Genomic DNA, 18,130 nt, shown 5'->3' with positions numbered 1-18,130 from the left:
AGGAGGACGAGAACGTGAGCGTGGCCGGACCGGAGGGCAGGGAGTTCACGACCAAGGAGGCGAACGCCCTCTGCCGGAACGCGGAACGCCTGCTGTCCGACGCGCGGACCCTCCTGCAGGAGCACGCCCTGGTCCACCAGGTGGTCAAGCAGGTGCTCGGCGCGCTCCGCTCCGAACTGGCCCGGGCCGAACTGGACGCGATCCCCCTCACCCGGCTCAAGGACGTGACCGGCGGGCGGCTCCGCGTCGGCGCCCTGGAGCGCGCCGGTTACACCACGGTCCTGCAGGTCCTGGACGCCTCGCCGTACCAGCTCCAGCTGCTTCCGGGGGTCGGCGCGCAGACGGTGAAACGGGTGCACGCCGCGGCCCGCCAGATCGCCCGGGCGGTCGAGGAGACCGTCGGCATCCGCCTCGACGCCGAGGAACGCGGCCGCGAGACCACGGACCTGGTGATCGCGCTGCACCGGCTGGTGAACGTCGGCCCCGACCTGCCGGTCGCCCGTGAGGCCGCGCGTGACCTCGCCAGGCGGCTCGGGCCGCTGCTGACGGCCGCGCGCCCGGCGCGAAGCCGCCTGCGGCTGGTGTTCACCGGTCGCGGACGCCGCCGCCGCGCCGGGGAGGCGCTGGCGGAACTCGCGGGCCTGCTGGACGGCGCCCGCGAGACCCGGCTCCTGCTCGCCCAGGTCACCAGCGACCTGCTCCGGCCCCCGGTCTCGGAGTTCGAGGCGTGGACCGACTTCGAGTTCCGGGCGTCGGACTACTACAGCCTCCTCGCCGAGCTGGCCGGCGAGCCCGGCGAACCCGGCGCGGCGGCGCGGGGCCTGCTCCCCGACGACCTGGTCGCGAAGGTCGGCGCGCAGGCGCTCGACGAGACCCACCTGCGGGTCTCCCTGCGCGGCTACCAGGACTTCGGCGCCCGCTTCGCCCTCGCCCAGCGCCGGGTGATCCTCGGCGACGAGATGGGGCTGGGCAAGTCGATCGAGGCCATCGCCGCCCTGGCACATCTCAAGGCGGAGGGGAACGACCACTTCATGGTGGTCTGCCCCACGAGCGTGCTGATCAACTGGGTGCGGGAGATCCACGCGCGCAGCACCCTGGACGCCTACCCGCTGCACGGGAGCACGCGCCTGGCGGCCCAGGAGGAGTGGGTACGGCGCGGCGGCGTCGCCGTGGTCACCCTGGACAGCCTGCACCGGCTGAAGCTCCCGCCCCGCGTCCAGGTCGGCATGCTCGTCGTGGACGAGGCGCACTACGTCAAGAACCGTCAGGCCAGGCGGTCCAGGGCCGTCGCCCGCTGGTGCAAGCGCGTCGAGCGGGTGCTCTTCATGACCGGCACGCCGATGGAGAACCGGGCCGAGGAGTTCCGCGCCCTGGTCTCCTATCTCGATCTCAACCTGTCCGTGAACCTGCGCCGCCACGACGACGTCATCGTCGGGGCGGAGGCGTTCCGCAAGGCCGTCGCCCCCGTCTACCTGCGCCGCAACCAGGAGGACGTGCTCACCGAGCTGCCCGACCTGGTCCAGGCCGAGGACTGGGTGGAGTTCAGCGGCGCCGACCTCGCCGCCTACCGGGAGGCCGTCGCGGCGGGGAACTTCATGGCCATGCGCCGCGCCGCCTACGCCGTCCCCGGCACCTCGGCCAAGCTGAAGCGCCTGCTCGAACTGGTCGACAAGGCGGAGGCCAGCGGGCTCAAAGTGGTGATCTTCTCCTACTTCCGCGACGTGCTCGCGAGCGTGCGGACCGCCCTGGACGGCCGGGCGCACGGGCCGCTCTCCGGAGACGTCGCCCCGGCCCGCCGCCAGCAGATCGTGGACGAGTTCTCCCGCGCCGCGGGACACGCGGTCCTGCTCAGCCAGGTCCAGGCGGGCGGCGTGGGGCTCAACCTGCAGGCCGCCTCCGTGGTGATCATGTGTGAGCCGCAGGTCAAGCCGAGCATCGAGGCCCAGGTCGTGGCCCGCGCGCACCGGATGGGCCAGGTGCGCAAGGTGCAGGTGCACCGGCTCCTCGTGGCGGACACGATCGACCAGCGCATGCTCGACATCCTGAGATCCAAGACGAAGCTCTTCGACGCCTACGCCCGCCGGAGCGACCTGGCCGAGTCCACCGCCGAGGCCGTGGACGTCTCCGAGCGCGAACTGGCCCGCCGGATCGTCGAGGAGGAGCAGCGCCGCCTCGCCCTCGGCGCGTTCGCGACCGCACCCGGCGCTCCGGTGGGCGAGAGCTCTTCCGCGTGAACCGCCGAGCCCCCGCCGGCGGTCCGGCTCCCCGGCCCGTGAGCCTTTCGGTCTGCGAACCTTTCGATCGGTGAGCCCGTACGGCAATGAGCCCGTGAGCCCGTCATCCCTTCAGCTACGGCGCACGAAGTTGACCCGCTCAAGGTGGGGCCGGTAATCGGCGGGTCCGGCGACCAGCTTCTCCCGGATCAGATCGACGGCGTCGCCGCCGGAGAGATCGACGCGCTGGTAGATCCGGGTCCCGGCCCGCTCCCGCTGGACGATCGCGTGCTCGTCGTCGTACCAGCCGGCGAAGGCGCGGACGTCCCGGCCGAACCGGTGCACGATTTTCCCGGTCTCCGCGTCGACGATGCCGATCGGCCCTCCCCCGCCACTGTCCCGGGAATCGCCCAGGAGGGTGCCGAACAACCGTCCCGAGGGCGAGAAGGGCGTCGTCGTGTGCCATTCGTCGAGGGTGCCGACGCCGGTGTAGACCCGGCGCTGCCTGCCGTCCAGGTCGTAGACGGCGATGCGGCGCTTGCGCGGCCCGGCCTCCGGCCCGTTGCGCACGGCCAGCACCCGGTCCGCGGAACCGGCGAAGTAGAAGCGGTGGGAGCGCCCGATGCCCCAGTCGCTCACGCGGTGACGCGGTCCCGCATGCACCAGCCGGGCGGTGCGTTCGGCCGCGTCCACCGTGACGAAGCCGATTGTCGTGAGGCTGCCGTCACGGTGCGGCCGGTAGGCGGTGAGCAGGAGGGTACGGCCGTCCGCGGACCACTCGGGAGAGGTCACGGGCGCCGGCAGGGAGATCGTGTGCGTCCGCCCGCTGCGGCGGTCGATCAGGTCGATCTTCCGCTTCGCCAGCCACAGCCGGGAGTCCTCGATGCCGGCGACCCACCTGCCCCCGGGCGCCGCCAGCGCCTCCCGGTAGGGCGTCCTGACGAACCGGTCCCCCTCGCGCAGGTAGCCGTAGTGCTGCTGGCCCGCGTCGAAGACGAGGGAGTACGAGGCGAGCCGGACCGGCGCCCCCGCGGCCTCGTTGAGCTCGCCCCGGGTGCCCGCGAGTTTGATCCACCGTCCCTGCTCGACGGATCCGGTCTCCGCGCGGTGAGCCCACGACCCCGGTACGGCAGGCTCGATTCCCGCATGGTGAGCCCACGACCCCGGTACGGCAGGCCCGGTGCTCGCCGCGGACACGTCCGGCCTCGACGCCTCCGCCGCCCGGGCGCTCGCGGGCGGCGCCCCGGCCGCCGCGATGACCGCGGACGTGACTGCGGCGGTGACAGGACCGATGACGATTTTGAGTTTCATGACCATCCTCCCCGTTCACCCGTGAGATGCGCGATCTCCAGGATTGGTTCGGGGAGCCGGCACCGGCGCGTCCCGCAACGGCCCTCGCCGACAGCACCGGCAACCGCACCGACAACCGCACCGGCAACCGCAACCGCAGCCGAGACCGGCGAACCCGGTGATCACGACCGGGATCAGTAGCGCCAGCGGCTGCGTTCGACGACCTCTTCGGCACTCGCGCCGTCGAACAGGGCGAGCTCGCCCCGCCGTACCGTCGCGACGGTGTCCACGACCTGCGGCCCCAGCGCCGCGCCGAGGACCGGGTCGTTCTCGAACGCGGCGACGGCCTCGGCCAGCGAGTCCGGCAGGGCTGCGATCCCCAGCTTCCGCAGGCTCTCCTCGTCCATGCCGGCCGGGTCCTCCTCGACCGGTTCCGGCAGGCGCAGGCCCGCCTCGATCCCGGCGCGGCCGGCGGCCAGCAGCGCGGCGACCAGAAGGTACGGGTTGGCCGCCAGGTCGACGCACTTGACCTCGATGTTGGCCGCCCGATCACGCTCCCCCGCCGAGCCGGTGACCAGCCGCAGCGCCGCCTCCCGGTTCTCCCTCCCCCAGCAGGCGAACGCGCCGGCCCAGTGCGAGGGCACCAGACGCAGGTAGCTCGCGACCGCCGGAGCGCCGACGGCGAGCAGGGCGGGCAGCCGCTCCAGGATCCCGGCGGTGAAGCCCTCTCCCTCGGGGGTCAGGCCGTACCGGCCGGAACCGCCGGACATCAGGGCCGTCCCGTCGCGCCACAGGCTGAGATGCACGTGGCCGCCGTTGCCGACCCCGCCGGCGAGCACCTTCGGCGCGAAGGTGGCGCGCATCCCGTTCCGCGCCGTGACCGCGCGGACGGTCTCGCGCACCAGCACGGCGAGGTCCGCCGCGCCGACCGGATCCGCCGCGGCGACGGAGACCTCGTACTGGCCGGCGGCGTACTCGGGATGCACCTGCTCGACCGCGACCCCCTGCGCGGCCAGCGCGGCGAGGATCTCCCGCAGGTAACCGGCGAGCTCGGTGAGGCGGGCCATGCCGTACGCCGGGCCCCGGGACGCGGGGACGAACTCGTCGCCGGCGCCCGCGGAGACGCACCACTCGATCTCGAAGGCCGCGCGCACCGCGTAGCCGTCCCCGGCCAGCCGGGCGGCCTCACGCCCCGCCAGGAGCCGCGCGTCCAGCGGGTGCGGCACGCCGTCCTGGTCGTAGCGGTCGGCCGGCGCCCAGGCCCAGCCGGGGAGCGCGGCCAGCCGGGTGAGCCTGCTCAGGTCCGGATAGAGGCGCAGGTCCCCGACCGGGCCTCCGGCGTACCGCCCGGACACGATCGAGTCGTCGAGCAGGAACGCGTCGAACACCGGCGAGGCCCCGACGCCCCAGGCGGCCGCCTGCTCCAGGCGGGCCAGCGGCACCGCCTTGACCCGGGTGATGCCGCTGGTGTCCACCCAGGTCACCGCGGTGGCCTCGACGCCGTCGGCGGCCAGGCCGGCGGCGGCCGTACGGGCCTGTCCGGCGCGGCGGGCCCGCTCGGGAGCGGTCAGCGGCTGTGCTGTCGGCGATGTGGACGGTATCGGTGGCATCGGCGTGACCTCCACGGTTCCAGACTAGACATCGTCCGCCCTCGCGGCCCTGGTCGCTCGATACCTCGGCCCGGCCGCCGCGAATCCCGGCCGCCCGGCGCATCAGTCCGGCGACGGCGGGTCCCGGCCGCCCGGCATACCGGCCAGGCCACGGCGAGTCCTGGATCCTCGGCGCATCGGCCCGGCCGTGGTAAGTCTTGGACGATGCCGACCTCCGAACTCCTGCCCGCGGTCGCCGCGCTCCGGCTGATCGACCACCACTGCCACGGAGTCGTGCCGCGGGACCTGTCGCGCGCCGGGTTCGAGGCGATGCTGACCGAGGCCGAGAGCGCCTCCCCGCTGGGCGGGAGCCTGTTCGACACGCAGGCGGGGTTCGCCGTGCGCCGCTGGTGCGCGCCCGTGCTCGACCTGCCCCGGCATGCCGAGCCGGAGGAGTATCTCGCCCGCCGGGAGGAGCTCGGCCACGCCGAGGTGACCCGGCGGCTGCTGCGCGCGGCCGGGCTCGGCGCCCTGTGCGTGGACACCGGGCACAACCCCCGGTCGCTGCTCTCCCCCGGCGAGCTGGCCGAGGCAGCCGGGGCGCCCGGGTACGAGATCCTCCGTCTGGAGCACGTCGCCGAGGAGGTCGTCGAGTCCGGGACCTCCGCCCGGGGCTTCGCCGGCCGTTTCCGCGAGCGCCTCACCGAGCTGGCGGGCGCCGGGGAGGGCCGGGTGGTCGGGGCCAAGTCCGTCGCCGCCTACCGGGCCGGGCTGGCGCTGGCCCCGTACCGGCCCGGAGAGGGGGAGATCGCCGCGGCGGCGGGCCGGTGGCTGGCCTCCGCGCGGCCGGACGCCCCGGCCCGGCTGGCGGACGAGGTGCTGCACCGGTTCCTGGTGTACACGGCGCTCGACCTCGGCCTGCCGGTGCAGTTCCACGTCGGGTACGGCGACCCGGATGTGCACCTGTCCCGGGCGAACCCGGCGCTCCTGACCGATCTGCTCCGGGCGACCGCGCCGGCGGGGGTGCCGATCGTGCTGCTGCACAACTACCCGTACCACCGGGAGGCCGGATACCTCGCCCAGGTGTTCCCGCACGTCTTCGCCGACGTCAGCCTGGCCCTGCACAACGTGGGCCGGCGGGCCGGGGCGCTGCTCGCCGAGGCCCTGGAGCTGACCCCGTTCGGCAAGCTGCTCTACGCCTCCGACGCGTACGGCCTGCCCGAGCTGTACCACCTCGGTTCGGTTCTGTTCCGCGGCGCGCTGTCCGGGCTGCTCCGGGAAGGGCTGGCCGAGGACGCCTGGACGGAGCGGGACGCCGGCCGGATCGCCGGGATGATCGGCGCGGGCAACGCCCGCCGGGTCTACCGCCTCCCCGGCTGACGTCGTTCCGCGCGGACATCTCCCGCCGCGTCCGAAGAAGTACACGGGCCTGCTGGGAGGGTTCTCCATTCCCCCGGCGTAGCGACAGGTAGGCGCCGCGGTGTCCCTTGACGTCTCGCAGGGCGGGCAGGACCGACTCGGTGAAATGCCGCCGGTATGCCTCCGCGCCCTCAGGTGTCGCGGTCGCGCACCAAACCCACGCAATCATCATGTCTCCCTTCGTCCACGACCTCCCCGAACCGATCTCGCTCCGTTCACTCCGCGGCCGCGCCGCCCAGGCCGAGTTCGTCGGCCTGGGCGGACGACGGCGGGCGCAGCCGCTCTCGCGCCTGACGGCCGCTGCGCAGCCGGGCCAGCCAAACCGGTGGAGCTCCGCGGTCCGGGCCGAGACGGTAGGCGCCCAGCAGCCAGTCGGCCAGCCGGTCCCGATCGATGACGATCACGCCGTGCTCGCGGGCCGTGCGGGCGGCCTGCGCGCTGAGATAGTGCGAGGTCACGAAGACACCCTGGTGGCCGCGGTACGGCCGGGCCTGCAACGCGCCCACGAAGTCGCGCACCGCCCCGGGGCCGACCGGGCGCGTGTAGTGCTTGCACTGGATCGCGTACCCGCGGCCGTCCGGTGCGGCGCCGCGCACGTCCACGCCCCCGTCCCCGGCCCCTCCGACGACACGGACCCGGCCGAAGTCGTCGCGCCGCAGCAGCTCGGCCGTGAGCTTCTCGAACTGGCGCGCGTTCAGCCGGTCCAGCCCCGCACGCCGCAACGCCTCCCTGCGGTAGGCCGCCCCCATCCGGCGCACCACCAGGAAGACGGCGGACAGCAGGGCCGCGAGCACGGCGACCGCGCCGAGCAGCACCGGCCAGGAGGAGGCCAGGTCCTCCCAGAACGCGCGCCCCACCATGAAGACGGCCAGCGGGACGAGCAGCCACTCCCAGCCGATCCGGCTCTTCTTCCTGCCCCGGCGGGTGACGCGCTTCCCCGCCGGTGATCTGCGCTTCACCATCACGGCCTCCGGAAGGAGAAGGAGAGGGAGAACGGGAAGATGCGTCGAGTGTGAACCTCGCTCCCGACAAAATCCACCACCCGGCGCATGGCCTGAGCGTCCTTTCCTCCCCGCAGGTGACGGATTCATCCCCGAGTGCATCCGCGAGCGCTCCACCGACTTTGGTCGCGGCACGCGCCCCCAAAGTTCGATGTGCGTCATTCACCGGATTCCTAGCATCGGACCATGACCCAGGCCAGTGCCCCGGTTTCCCGGCGCATCCACGAAATCGACGCCGTACGCGGTTTCGCGCTGGGCGGCATCCTGATCGCCAACATCGGTTTCTTCGCCGACCCCGGATACGCCGTCGGCATGGGCGCCATGCCCATCAGCGAGGGCCCGGTCGCCCTCGCCGTCAGCACCCTGATCCTGACGAAGTTCTACGTCATCTTCTCCTTCCTGTTCGGCTACTCCTTCACCCTGCAGATGCGCTCGTGGGGCGGGAAGGTCAAGTCCCGCATGCTCCGCCGGTGCCTGGGCCTGTTCGTCCTGGGCGTGGCGCACGGCCTCCTGCTCTGGATCGGCGACATCCTCACCCTCTACGCCGTGCTCGGTCTCCTCCTGCTGGGGATGCGCGACATGCGGCCCAGGACCGCGGTCAAGGCCGGCTGCTGGATCATCGGCGTGACGTCGGCGATCTGGCTCCTGCTGGCCGGACTCACCCTGCTCGACCCGGGGGGCGCGGCGACCCCGGCCCTCGACGCGGCGGCGGCCGCCAGAGCCGAGGAACTGGTCACCGGAGGGCCGCTGAGCTTCCTCCGCTTCCAGGTGGAGACCTACCCGGTGCTCGCGGCGTTCGTGTGGATCGGCCAGGGGCCTATGGCGATGGCGCTGTTCCTGTTCGGCCTGGCGGCGGGCAAGTCCCGGCTGTTCGAGGAGCCGGAGCGCTGGGCCCGCCTGGTCCCCCGGATCCTGTGGCTGGGGTACGGCGTCGGCCTGCCCGCCGCGGTCTTCTTCACCTGGTCGGCCCAGGCGGACGGCACCACGCAACTGATCGGCATGGCGGTCAACAACGTGACCTCCCTGATGCTGGCCGCCGCCTACGTGGTCACCCTGCTCGAACTGATCAGACGCGTCCCGGCGGTCGGCGGCGTCCTGGCCCCCGCCGGCCGGGTCGCGGCCTCCAACTACATCGGCCAGTCGGTGCTGGCCTGCCTGGTCTTCACCGGGTACGGCCTGGCGCTGGCGGGCGAACTGGCCCCCGTCGCGGTGATGGGCGTGGCCGCGGCGATCTACGCGGTCCTCCTGACGTTGAGCGCCCGGTGGCTGCGTCACCACCGGCAGGGCCCGATCGAATGGCTCCTGAGGCGCTTCACCCTGCTCTCCGCGGCCCCGTCACGATCCCGTTGACCCCCGTCCGGCCCTCCGGCGATCCCGGCCGCCCGGCAGGCGGAGCGTCCGTACCGGCGAGCTCCAGGCATATCGGCACCCGCGGCGGGCCCCTGGAAGACAGCGGCTCCAGCGATTCGAGCGGCGCCGGGGACGGATGCCTTCGGGGAACGTCCCGCAGGCACGCTCCCCCGATGACGACGGTCACGGGAACCCGCTAGCGCGTTCCGTCCAGGACCGGTTTCACATCGACGATCGGGGTGCCGTCGACGGCCTCGAGGTCGGCCACCCGCACCCGGAGCCCGTCGATCGCGAGCACCCGGACCCGGTGCAGGCCGACGGGGTTGGGCCGGTCGGAGGAGCGGGTGCTGAAGACGCCGGTCAGCGGGTTCCGCGGATCGTCGCGTGGATGCACGGCCGTCACGGACCGGTCGGCGAGGTGCAGCCACGTGAGGACGAACACCTCGTCGCCGACCGCGAGATCACGGATGCCGTCGGCCATCGCGGGCTCGAACATCAGCCAGGCGTCGGGAGCGCCCTCCGCCCCCTGCTTCGGAGCGCTCTCGCGGTCCACCAAGGACGACCGGACGACTCCGATCGGATGAATCTCGTACGTCATGCCTCCTCCGTACCGCGGGCCGCCCCGATGCGCCAGATTCCGGGGCGGCCCGCGGCGGGGATCACGGCCAGGAGATCACAGCCAGGGGATCAGCAGGTCGAGGCGGTAGGTCTTGAAGGGGCCGATCTTGACCTTCCGTACACACCGGTAGGACTTGGCCAGCTTCTTCTTGAATGTGTAGAACTTGCCCTGCGCCTTGCACTGCCACTTCGTGGGGTAGTGCCCGTAGGTGACCCAGCGGTCCAGCGCGGCCCGGTCGAGGGCGGCGGCGCTCCCGGCGGAGGTCGAGACGGATGCCGAGACGGAGGTCGAGGCGGCGGAGGCCACGACCTCGGGAGCCGCGGCCTGAACCGCGGCGGGCGTGCTCACGCCGAGGGCGAGGGTGGCGAGAAATCCGGCCGTGGCGAGTTTCACCGTTCTGCTCATGACGTCCTCCTTCGATTGGGGTCGGATAGCGTGGACGCTCTCGGCTGCGCGGCCGAGAGCAATGAGGGGTCCGCGCGTGGAACGGGAGCGCGCGGGCGCGGGAGCGCGGGTCAGCAGACGACGGTCTTGTCGTAGCCGGAGTACGGGGTCCCCCACTTCCAGGCGCGGATGCTGCCCTTGCCCATGCCGAAGCAGGGACTGTCGGGCCCGCGCTTGATGATCACCTTGACGCGCATCTTCTTCTTGCACGTGTTGCGCAGGATGATCGCCTTGGAGGCCTGGCTGACGTAGCGCGCGACGCAGGCGGGGGCGGTTCCGGCGGCCGCGGCGAGACCGTCCGACGCCACCGCCACCGCCACCGCCACCGCCACAGCCGGCGCGGCGGACGCCGGCGGCGCGGCGGACGCGGCACCGGCCGTGCCCGGCGTCGCCCCCGCGATCGTCACGGAGGACACCGTCGCCGCGACCACGACGCCGATTTTCGTGAGGGTCTTCATATCCTCTCCTCATCCGATCGTCTGAACGCCTGGACCGTAGTGCGGGACGTGTTGAGACGATGTTGAGGATCCGTTGATCCCGTCGACGGGCACGACGGGTCCGGATGGGACGAGGCACCGCCCCTCCCCGCGCCCGGGCGCGGGGGAGGATGCTTCCGACCTGCTATTTCACGATGACACTTGAGTTTCCGACGCGCTGTCTCTCACATCGGCGTTGACGCCGTGGTCCATCCACTTCCTCATGGTGGCGGCCGTCTCCATGACCAGGGGCTCGTACAGGATCACCACGCGTTCCTCGGGGATCGGCACGACCTCCAGCGGGCCCTTGACGATCGCCTGCCAGCCCAGGGCGGACCCCGAGGGCCCGAACATCGCCACGGGCCCGTCGTAGGGATCGTGCTCGAACCGCCCGATCGCGTGGGCGTTGGCCCGGAACACCTCCAGGTAGCGGCGCGCCTGCTCCACATCCGCCGTGTCCGGCGGCAGCCGGTCGGCGGCCGCCGCCGCGCCCATCACCGCCAGCAGCCGCTGCTCCGGCTCCATCGCGCCGAGCTCCTCCCAGTCCACCTCCAGCGGTCCGCCGGCCAGCGCGTGGAACAGCAGCGCCCGCTCGTCATCCAGGGTGGCGGCGACGACCGGCTCGTCGGCGTCGGAGTACATGAGCACGACCAGCGGCACCTCCTCGCCGTCGGCGCGCAGGCGGCGGGCGACCTCGATCGCGATGTTGCCGCCGATGCAGAACCCGCCCAGCACGTAAGGCCCGTGCGGCCGTACCGCACGCAGGTGGCGCAGGTAGTCCTCGACCATCTCGGCGAAGGAGCGATGCGGCTGCTCGCCGGGCGCCAGCCCCTGCGCCTCCACGCCGTACACCGGCTGGTCGGCGCCGAGCCGGCGGGCCAGCGGGTGGTAGCGGAAGACCTGCCCGCCCAGCGCGTGGAAGAAGAAGATGGGCGTACGGTCCCCGTCGGGCTGCAGCGGCACGATCCGGCTCGCGCTGCCCATGTCGGCCGGTTGCCGCAGCACGTCGGCCAGCTTCGCCACGGTCGGCGCCGACAGGAACGCGGCCACCGGCAGCTCCCGGTCGAGCTCCTTGCGTATCCGCATCGCCAGCCGCAACGCGATCAGCGAATGCCCGCCGAGCTCGAAGAAGTCGTCGTGCACGCCGACCGCCGTCAGCTCGAGCGCCTCCTCCCACAGCTGGGCCAGGTGCGCCTCGACCGGGTCGCGCGGCGGCACGTAGGAGGCGGCCCGGGAAGAGGCGGGTTCGGGGAGCGCGGCGCGGTCCAGCTTGCCGTTGCGCGAGACCGGCAGCGCCTCCAGCCGGACGAGGTCCGAGGGCACCATGTAGCCGGGCAGCACCGCGGCCAGCCGGGCCCGCCAATCGATCTCTTCACCGCTCACCACGTAGGCGACCAGCCGCGGCCCGCCCGCGCCCGGCCTGGCCACCACCACGGCGGCCTTGACCTCCTCGAAGGCCAGCAACGCCGCCTCGATCTCGCCGAGCTCCACCCGCATGCCGCGGATCTTGACCTGGAAGTCGCTGCGCCCCAGGTATTCCACCTCGCCGTCCGGGCGCCAGCGGGCCAGGTCGCCGGTCCGGTACAGGCGTCCGCCGGAGCCGTAGGGGTCGGGGACGAACCGGTCGGCCGTCAGCCCCGGCTGCCCGAGGTAGCCGCGCGCGAGCTGGACACCCCCGATGTACAGCTCGCCCACCACGCCGATCGGGACCCGCTGCAGGGAGGCGTCCAGCACCTCCAGGCGGCTGTTGGCGATCGGCACCCCGATCGGGACCGTGGGCTCACCCGGTGCGCACCGGTGCCAGGAGACCTCCACCGTCGCCTCGGTCGGCCCGTACAGGTTGAGCAGCTCACCGCCGCGGAACCGGGCGGCCACGTCCGGCGGCAGCGCCTCGCCGCCGTTGACGACGCGCGGCAGCGGCGGCAGCCGATCGCCCAGCTCCAGGAAGGCCGCCAGCATCGAGGCGACGAAGTGCACGTAGGTGACGCGCTCGGTGGTGATGAGCTCGGCCAGGTAGTCCGGCTCCAGATGGCCGCCCGGCCGCGCCATCACCAGCCCGGCCCCGGCGATCAGCGGCGGGAACAGCTCCGACACCGAGATGTCGAAGCCGTACGGCGTCTTCTGCAGGACGCGGTCCTCCGGGCCGAAGGCGAAGGTCTCCTGCCCCCACAGCAGCCGGTTGACCACCGCGCGGTGCGAGACCCCCACCCCCTTCGGGCGTCCGGTGGTCCCGGAGGTGAAGAAGACATAGGCCAGCGCGTCAGGCGAAATATCCGGCACGTCACTCAGAGCGGGCCCGTCCTGGTCGACCAGGATCGCCGCCAGGCCGTCCGGCAGCCGGTCGGCCAGGTCCGCCGAGGTGACCACGTGCGTGGCGCCGACGTCCTGCATCATCAGCCGCAACCGCTCACGCGGATGGTCGACCTCGAGCGGGAGATAGGCGCCCCCGGCGGCCAGCACGCCCAGCAGGCCGGTGGGCAGATCGTGGCCGCGTTCCAGGAACACGCCCACCACCCGGTCCTGGCCGACGCCCGCCTCGCGCAGGACCCGCGCCAGCCGCAACACCCGTGAGGCGAGCTCGCCGTAGGTGCGCCACTCCCCCTCGAAGACGACCGCGGGCGCCTCGGGCGTGCGCAGCGCCTGGGCCAGCACCAGCTCGTGCACGGTCACCGGCGCGTACTGGCGCGCGGTGGCGTTCCAGCCGTCGATCAGCGCCGCGTCGCCGCCGAGGAAGTCGTCGGCCGGCCGCGGGTCGGCGCCCGGATCGGCGGCCAGGTGCGCCAGCGCGCGCAGGTAGTGCCCGGCGACGTCGCCGGCCTGGGCTTCGGAGAACTGGGTGCGGTCATACGACAGGACCAGCACCAGGGCGCCCGACGGCTCCCGCGAGAAGCCCACGGTCATCGGGATGTCGGTCTGCTCGAAGTGGTCCTGTCCCTCCAGCGTCACCTGACCGGCGTACGGAGCGCCCGTGCGACCGCCGGCCCGATCGGCCGCCGCGTCATCCCGCCGATCAGCGGTCCGGTCGTCCTCGGCACGGAGCCTGCCGTACACGTGGAAGTCGCGGTAGTCGAAGGTGACGTCCAGCAGGGGCGTGCGGCCGGCCATCCGCTGGATCTCGAACAGCGGGAAGCGCCGGTGCGGAAGCAACGCCACCTCGGCGGCGAACACCTCCTTGATCAGCTCACGCCAGGTGGGAGCGGTGAGGCTGTGCCGTACCGGAACGGTGTTGAGGAACAGGCCGAGCGCCTCCTCCGCGCCCTCGCTCTCCGTACGGCCGTGCACGAGCATCCCGCTCAGGACGTCGGCGCGGCCGGTGAGCAGCGACACCACCCGCAGGTGTACGGCCAGCAGCACGGTGCGCATGGGCACCTGCTCCTCGCGCGCCACCCGCTCCAGCCGTGCCACGAGCTCCCGGTCGAGCGGGACGGCGTGGCCCCGCACGTCGGTCACGCCGTCGCGCGGGTAGCCGGGCAGGCGAGGCAGGCGGCTGTCCGGAGCGTCGGCGACCTGCCGCTCCCAGAAGGCGCGCGCCTCCTCCGAGGCCAGGACGGTGCGCTCGAGCGCGATCAGGTCGCGGAAGGCGGCCGAGGGCGGCCGTACGGGCACGGTGAGGCCGCGGAGACGGGCGGAGTAGCGTTCGAGAAGCTCGGTGATGAGAGAGGCCAGGCTCCAGCCGTCCAGGATCGCGTGGTGGAAGCTCACGCTCAGCGCGAACCTGCCCGGCTCCAGCAGGTGCGCGCAGACCCGCAGCAGCGGCGGCCGGCTCCAGTCGAAGGGACGGCGCTTCTCGTCCTCGCGCCAGGCCGCCAGGCCCTCCCCCGACTCGACGACCTCCAGCGGGATCGTGGCGGCGTCGTGCACGAGTTGCAGCGGCTCGCTGAAGCCGGTGAGGTCGAAGCCGGTGCGCAGGATCGGGTGGCGCGCGGCGAGGTCGGACAGCGTCGCCTCCATGGCCTCCCGGTCGAAGCGGCCGCGCACGGTCAGCGTGGTCAGATCGTGGTAGGTGGAGGCGTCGAGCTCGCTGTGGAACAGCATCCCCGCCTGCAGCGCGGCCAGCGGATAGGCGTCTTCGATCATGGGCGGGCACCTCGCAACTCGGCGGCGTCGACAAGATCGAGCAAGGCAAACAGTCACGGCGCCGGCTCACAGCCGACCCTGAACATCGCCACCGTACTTCCCGATCTTCACAACCCGCCAGATGTTCACCCCCTTTCGTCCGCAACCACCCGCTCGCCCGATTGATGCCACCGTTGATCACACGAGGCCCTCACGCGACGCGCTCCCGCTCACCCCGTTCGATCTTCGGCCCGCCCCATGGTCCGGATCCTGCGGACGCCTCCTCTCCAAGCCGCACAGCACGCCGTACACAGCCAAGCAACCGAGCGTGGGCACAGCGGAGACGATGAAGCCTCGTTCCCCCCGCCTCGGCGACGATCATGTGCCTGTTACCGCCGCCCGCCGAACTCCCAGTCGTGGACCTCGATGCCGGCGTACCGGTCCAGGGTCAGGACGGCGCGCGCCGCATCCGGGTCCGGCGCCCGGACCAGCAGCGCCGTACCCAGCCAGGTGGCGCCGTCGTCGGACAGCAACGGTCCGTACGCGATCAGCTCGTCGCGGCCGGTCGGCGGGACGAGATCGACAGCCTGCCCGGAGCCGAGGCCCAGCACCAGATACCGGTTGCCGCCCTCTCTGCCGCCGGGGAAATCCCACATGGTGCGCCCCAGAACGTTGCGCCACCGACGCAACATCACATCCCGGTACACACCGGCCTGGTAGTTGGGCTCGTCGAAGACGAACGCGCGCGCGGCGGCGAGATCCGGCAGGTCGAGGATGTGCACACTCCCGGTGGCCGTGTCACCGCCCCGCTCGAAGGTCGGACCACGGGCGATCATCCCCTCCGCGTACCGGTCCATGTAGGACCAGTGCTCTTCCCGCAGCTCATCACGTAGCGCCGCAGATTCAGGCCGATCACGGTGATAACAGAAGAACTCCACACCGACAGTACCTACCATGAACCACAGCGATCGCTTCATGTCGCAATGGTCCGGCGACAGCCGTACACCTGAGGTGTCCTACAGATTCCGGACAGTTGGCTACATAAGCTGATAGAAGTCTGGAAGAGGTAAGTACGTGACGAGGCGTCGTAGGCAGTTCTCGCCCGAGTTCAAAGAAGAAGCCATCCGAATGGTGCTGGAGGGCGAGTGGACGGTCGCGTCGGTGGCGCGCGAGTTCGACATCAACGCCAGCACCCTGGGCAGCTGGGTGAACCGGCACCGGATCGTGCACGGCCAGGACGAGCCACCGGTCTCCGGGCCGGAGCGGGCCCGGATCCGGGAGCTGGAGCGGGAGAACGCCGAGCTGCGCGAGAAGCTGATCTTCCTGAAAAAGCGGCCGCCTTCTTCTCATCCGGGAATCGATGACGCTCGCCACGTACGAGCTGATCGACGCGGAGAAGGCGCACCATAAGATCGCCAAGATGTGCGCCTGGCTGGGCGTGTCGCGCCCGGGCTACTACGAGTGGCGCACTCGGCCGGCCTCGGCCACCGCGCAACGCCGCACGCTGCTGGCCGCCCTGGTCACCGAGATCTCCACCGGCTCCCATGAGACCTACGGATATCGGCGCGTGCACGCTGCCCTGGTCCGCCGCGGCGAGCACTGCTCGGCCGAACTGGTCCGCGCCCTGATGCGCGAGCAAGGCCTCATCCCCGCCCAGGTCAGGAAGTTCCGGCCGGCCACCACCGTCCAGGGTGACTATCGGGGCATCCCCGACCTGGTCGACCGCGACTTCATCGCCGCCCGACCGGGCATCAAGCTGGTCGGCGATATCACCTACATCCGCACCTGGAAGGGCTTCCTCTACCTGGCCACGGTGATCGACTGCCACAGCAAGGCGGTGCCGGGCTGGGCGATGGCCGACCACTACCGCACCGAGCTGATCATCGACGCGATCCGGATGGCCGCCGGCACCGGCCTGCTCCAGCCTGGCGCCGTCTTCCACGCCGACCGCGGCTCGAACGACACCTCACAGGAGTTCGGCCGCTTCCTGGCCGGCTCGGGCATCCGCCGCTCGGTCGGCCGCACCGGTGTCTACTGGGACAACGCGATGGCCGAATCGTTCTTCTCCGCGATCAAGAACGAGTGGCTGCACCGCTTCGTCCTCACCACCCGAGCCAAAGCACGACGGCAGGTCATCCGCTCCATCGAAGGGTTCTACAACCGGCGGCGCCTGCACTCGGCGCTCGGCTACCGGCCATCCCTGGAGGTATTGAACGAGGTCCTTTCACAACAAGCAGCCGCATAGGCTCTACGACCATAAGACGGCTATCCGGAATCTCCGAGGCCCCTCATGAACGGCTGCTGTGGGTGCTGCTGGTCAGCGGCTGATCGGCTCGTATCCCGGAATCGTCTGCGTCACCCGCCAGATCGGGTCAGGTCGGCGCCGCGGCCATTTTTTGTAGATGGCGTGTACGTATACCGGGCCACCGGCGGGATTGAACTTGGCCAACGCCCCGGCGATGAATCCCATCAACTGGACGCGGGCGTACAGCACATCCTGACGGGAGCAGGTCAACGCCACCATTCCCTGGCTTCCGTGGATGATGCCGGTACCTACAACGACCTGAGCCCACTTCTGATCGACAGCTAACATGCCTACCGCTGCGATCTGGTCCATGCGAACCAGCAGCCTCGTGTCCTCGCTCACCAACCAAGCGGTCATGCCGTCAGGGTGCAGCACAGGCGGGCTACTGACAAGGACGGGTGGATTACGGGGTACTCTCCTGGCCGGACCGCAATGGCTCGATTATCGAGCGACACTGACGATCTTGAGGGTATCGTTCATTGAGCAATCTTGATTCTTTCGAGAACTTCACATGAGGCCACATTTCCTCACACGTTGGAATTCTCTACATCATGGACCCGCAGCAGATCTTGACCCAGGCCGAGGAAGCCCTGACGGCCGCAGGTTTCGTCGTGCGAGACGACGGCAAGGACATCCCGCCTGACGCTCCTTTCCCTGGCGGAATCTGCCTGTTCATCCAGGAGGGGGAAGCGCGTCTATATCTCCACGGAGAGCAGCCCCTAGACGGAAGCCGCGCAGATGTAGCAGCTCGCGCTCTGATCGAAGCAGGTTTGCGGGCCATCGCAGTCGGCGCAGACCCAGCTCAGGCCGTAAGCAGCTCGCCCGACGTGCTCCTCACGGGAACCGGCAAGCTAGTGGAGGGACACGAACCCCTGCTGTAGCTGAGAACGCAAAGCGGCCCCGCCCATCCGAGAGGGGCGGGGCCGCACTCGCTAGAGCAGGATGACGATGCCGGTCTGCACCGGCATGCAGATCGTCGCAATAACGAGGATGATGATCCACAGGTCACGGAGCACGCGGTCACGCGGGAGCGGCAACGACAGGGTCAGGCTGACCCGCTCACGGCCGTTCGGGAGCTGTGACACGGTCAGTTTGAGCACGGCTTCTCCCCGGGTTGCAGTGGAATTTGAATCTGACCGGCCGCCATCCGGGTGACTGCTTGTGCACTGAGAGCGCTAATCACCGTGTCGGCGTCAGGAGTGACGGTCGGCCAGTAATTCGATCGCCCGGTTCCGCGGTTCTCTGCGGGATCAGGCAATCGTTGTAAAATGACTGCTCTGCTTGCCTGATGGGCGTTCGCTCTAGATCGTGTAGTTTCGGTCGGCTTCCGCCACGTCTTCAAGCGACGATTGAGGACTGCTGAGTTTT

The 18,130-nt window shown here is 71.2% G+C and carries 14 protein-coding genes; 4 read left to right on the top strand and 10 right to left on the bottom strand.

Translation table 11 applies throughout. The features are described from left to right. Positions 1 to 14: 14 nt before the first annotated feature. Complete coding sequence (locus Plo01_RS36395) at positions 15 to 2,234, top strand: DEAD/DEAH box helicase (RefSeq protein WP_203895330.1); 2,220 nt, start codon at positions 15 to 17, stop codon at positions 2,232 to 2,234. A gap of 111 nt (positions 2,235 to 2,345) precedes the next feature. Here the strand turns inward: Plo01_RS36395 and Plo01_RS36390 are convergent, their stop codons facing one another. After that, positions 2,346 to 3,524 carry a hypothetical protein gene (locus Plo01_RS36390; RefSeq protein ID WP_203895329.1) on the bottom strand — a complete coding sequence of 393 codons (1,179 nt, stop codon included), beginning with the start codon at positions 3,522 to 3,524 and terminating at the stop codon, positions 2,346 to 2,348. Between the two features lie 173 nt (positions 3,525 to 3,697). Continuing rightward, positions 3,698 to 5,113, bottom strand: a complete 1,416-nt coding sequence (locus tag Plo01_RS36385) for a type I glutamate--ammonia ligase (RefSeq protein ID WP_203895328.1) — start codon at positions 5,111 to 5,113, stop codon at positions 3,698 to 3,700. 204 nt (positions 5,114 to 5,317) lie between these two features. Between Plo01_RS36385 and Plo01_RS36380 the strand changes: the two genes are divergently transcribed. Then, the gene (locus Plo01_RS36380; protein WP_203895327.1) at positions 5,318 to 6,472 is read left to right on the top strand and encodes an amidohydrolase family protein; all 1,155 of its coding nucleotides are present in this window, start codon (positions 5,318 to 5,320) and stop codon (positions 6,470 to 6,472) included. A 254-nt stretch (positions 6,473 to 6,726) separates the two neighbouring features. Here Plo01_RS36380 and Plo01_RS36375 read toward each other — a convergent pair whose 3' ends face one another. After that, positions 6,727 to 7,473 (bottom strand): restriction endonuclease, encoded by a 747-nt coding sequence (locus tag Plo01_RS36375; RefSeq protein WP_203895326.1) that lies wholly within the window; start codon positions 7,471 to 7,473, stop codon positions 6,727 to 6,729. Between the two features lie 225 nt (positions 7,474 to 7,698). On the opposite strand from Plo01_RS36375, the gene Plo01_RS36370 reads away from it, so the two are divergent. Next, the gene (locus Plo01_RS36370) at positions 7,699 to 8,862 is read left to right on the top strand and encodes a DUF418 domain-containing protein (RefSeq protein WP_203895325.1); all 1,164 of its coding nucleotides are present in this window, start codon (positions 7,699 to 7,701) and stop codon (positions 8,860 to 8,862) included. A 196-nt stretch (positions 8,863 to 9,058) separates the two neighbouring features. Here the strand turns inward: Plo01_RS36370 and tsaA are convergent, their stop codons facing one another. From tsaA to Plo01_RS36345, 5 genes are all read right to left on the bottom strand, one after another. Continuing rightward, positions 9,059 to 9,460 carry a tRNA (N6-threonylcarbamoyladenosine(37)-N6)-methyltransferase TrmO gene (gene tsaA / locus Plo01_RS36365; protein ID WP_203895324.1) on the bottom strand — a complete coding sequence of 134 codons (402 nt, stop codon included), beginning with the start codon at positions 9,458 to 9,460 and terminating at the stop codon, positions 9,059 to 9,061. A gap of 75 nt (positions 9,461 to 9,535) precedes the next feature. Next, complete coding sequence (locus Plo01_RS36360) at positions 9,536 to 9,886, bottom strand: hypothetical protein (RefSeq protein WP_203895323.1); 351 nt, start codon at positions 9,884 to 9,886, stop codon at positions 9,536 to 9,538. A gap of 110 nt (positions 9,887 to 9,996) precedes the next feature. Continuing rightward, the gene (locus Plo01_RS36355; RefSeq protein ID WP_203895322.1) at positions 9,997 to 10,383 is read right to left on the bottom strand and encodes an alpha-amylase inhibitor; all 387 of its coding nucleotides are present in this window, start codon (positions 10,381 to 10,383) and stop codon (positions 9,997 to 9,999) included. A gap of 168 nt (positions 10,384 to 10,551) precedes the next feature. Beyond that, positions 10,552 to 14,478 (bottom strand): non-ribosomal peptide synthetase, encoded by a 3,927-nt coding sequence (locus tag Plo01_RS36350; protein WP_203895321.1) that lies wholly within the window; start codon positions 14,476 to 14,478, stop codon positions 10,552 to 10,554. A 368-nt stretch (positions 14,479 to 14,846) separates the two neighbouring features. Further along, the gene (locus Plo01_RS36345; RefSeq protein ID WP_239317769.1) at positions 14,847 to 15,434 is read right to left on the bottom strand and encodes a YciI family protein; all 588 of its coding nucleotides are present in this window, start codon (positions 15,432 to 15,434) and stop codon (positions 14,847 to 14,849) included. 151 nt (positions 15,435 to 15,585) lie between these two features. Between Plo01_RS36345 and Plo01_RS36340 the strand changes: the two genes are divergently transcribed. Beyond that, positions 15,586 to 16,702, top strand: a protein-coding gene (locus Plo01_RS36340; protein ID WP_373871760.1) for an IS3 family transposase whose coding sequence is annotated in 2 segments (ribosomal slippage) — positions 15,586 to 15,791 and positions 15,790 to 16,702 — 1,119 coding nt in all. Because the reading frame shifts where the segments join, the coding sequence is not laid out codon by codon here. Positions 16,703 to 16,774: 72 nt separating this feature from the next. Here the strand turns inward: Plo01_RS36340 and Plo01_RS36335 are convergent. Together Plo01_RS36335 and Plo01_RS36330 are read right to left on the bottom strand one after the other, a co-directional pair. After that, positions 16,775 to 17,119 carry a hypothetical protein gene (locus tag Plo01_RS36335; RefSeq protein WP_203895319.1) on the bottom strand — a complete coding sequence of 115 codons (345 nt, stop codon included), beginning with the start codon at positions 17,117 to 17,119 and terminating at the stop codon, positions 16,775 to 16,777. 575 nt (positions 17,120 to 17,694) lie between these two features. After that, positions 17,695 to 17,862: a hypothetical protein gene (locus Plo01_RS36330; RefSeq protein WP_203895318.1), complete on the bottom strand. Its 168-nt coding sequence runs from the start codon at positions 17,860 to 17,862 to the stop codon at positions 17,695 to 17,697. Positions 17,863 to 18,130: the final 268 nt, after the last annotated feature.

It is taken from the genome of Planobispora longispora, assembly GCF_016863135.1.
Taxonomy (GTDB): domain Bacteria; phylum Actinomycetota; class Actinomycetes; order Streptosporangiales; family Streptosporangiaceae; genus Planobispora; species Planobispora longispora.
This window is presented reverse-complemented; position numbering and strand designations above follow the sequence as displayed.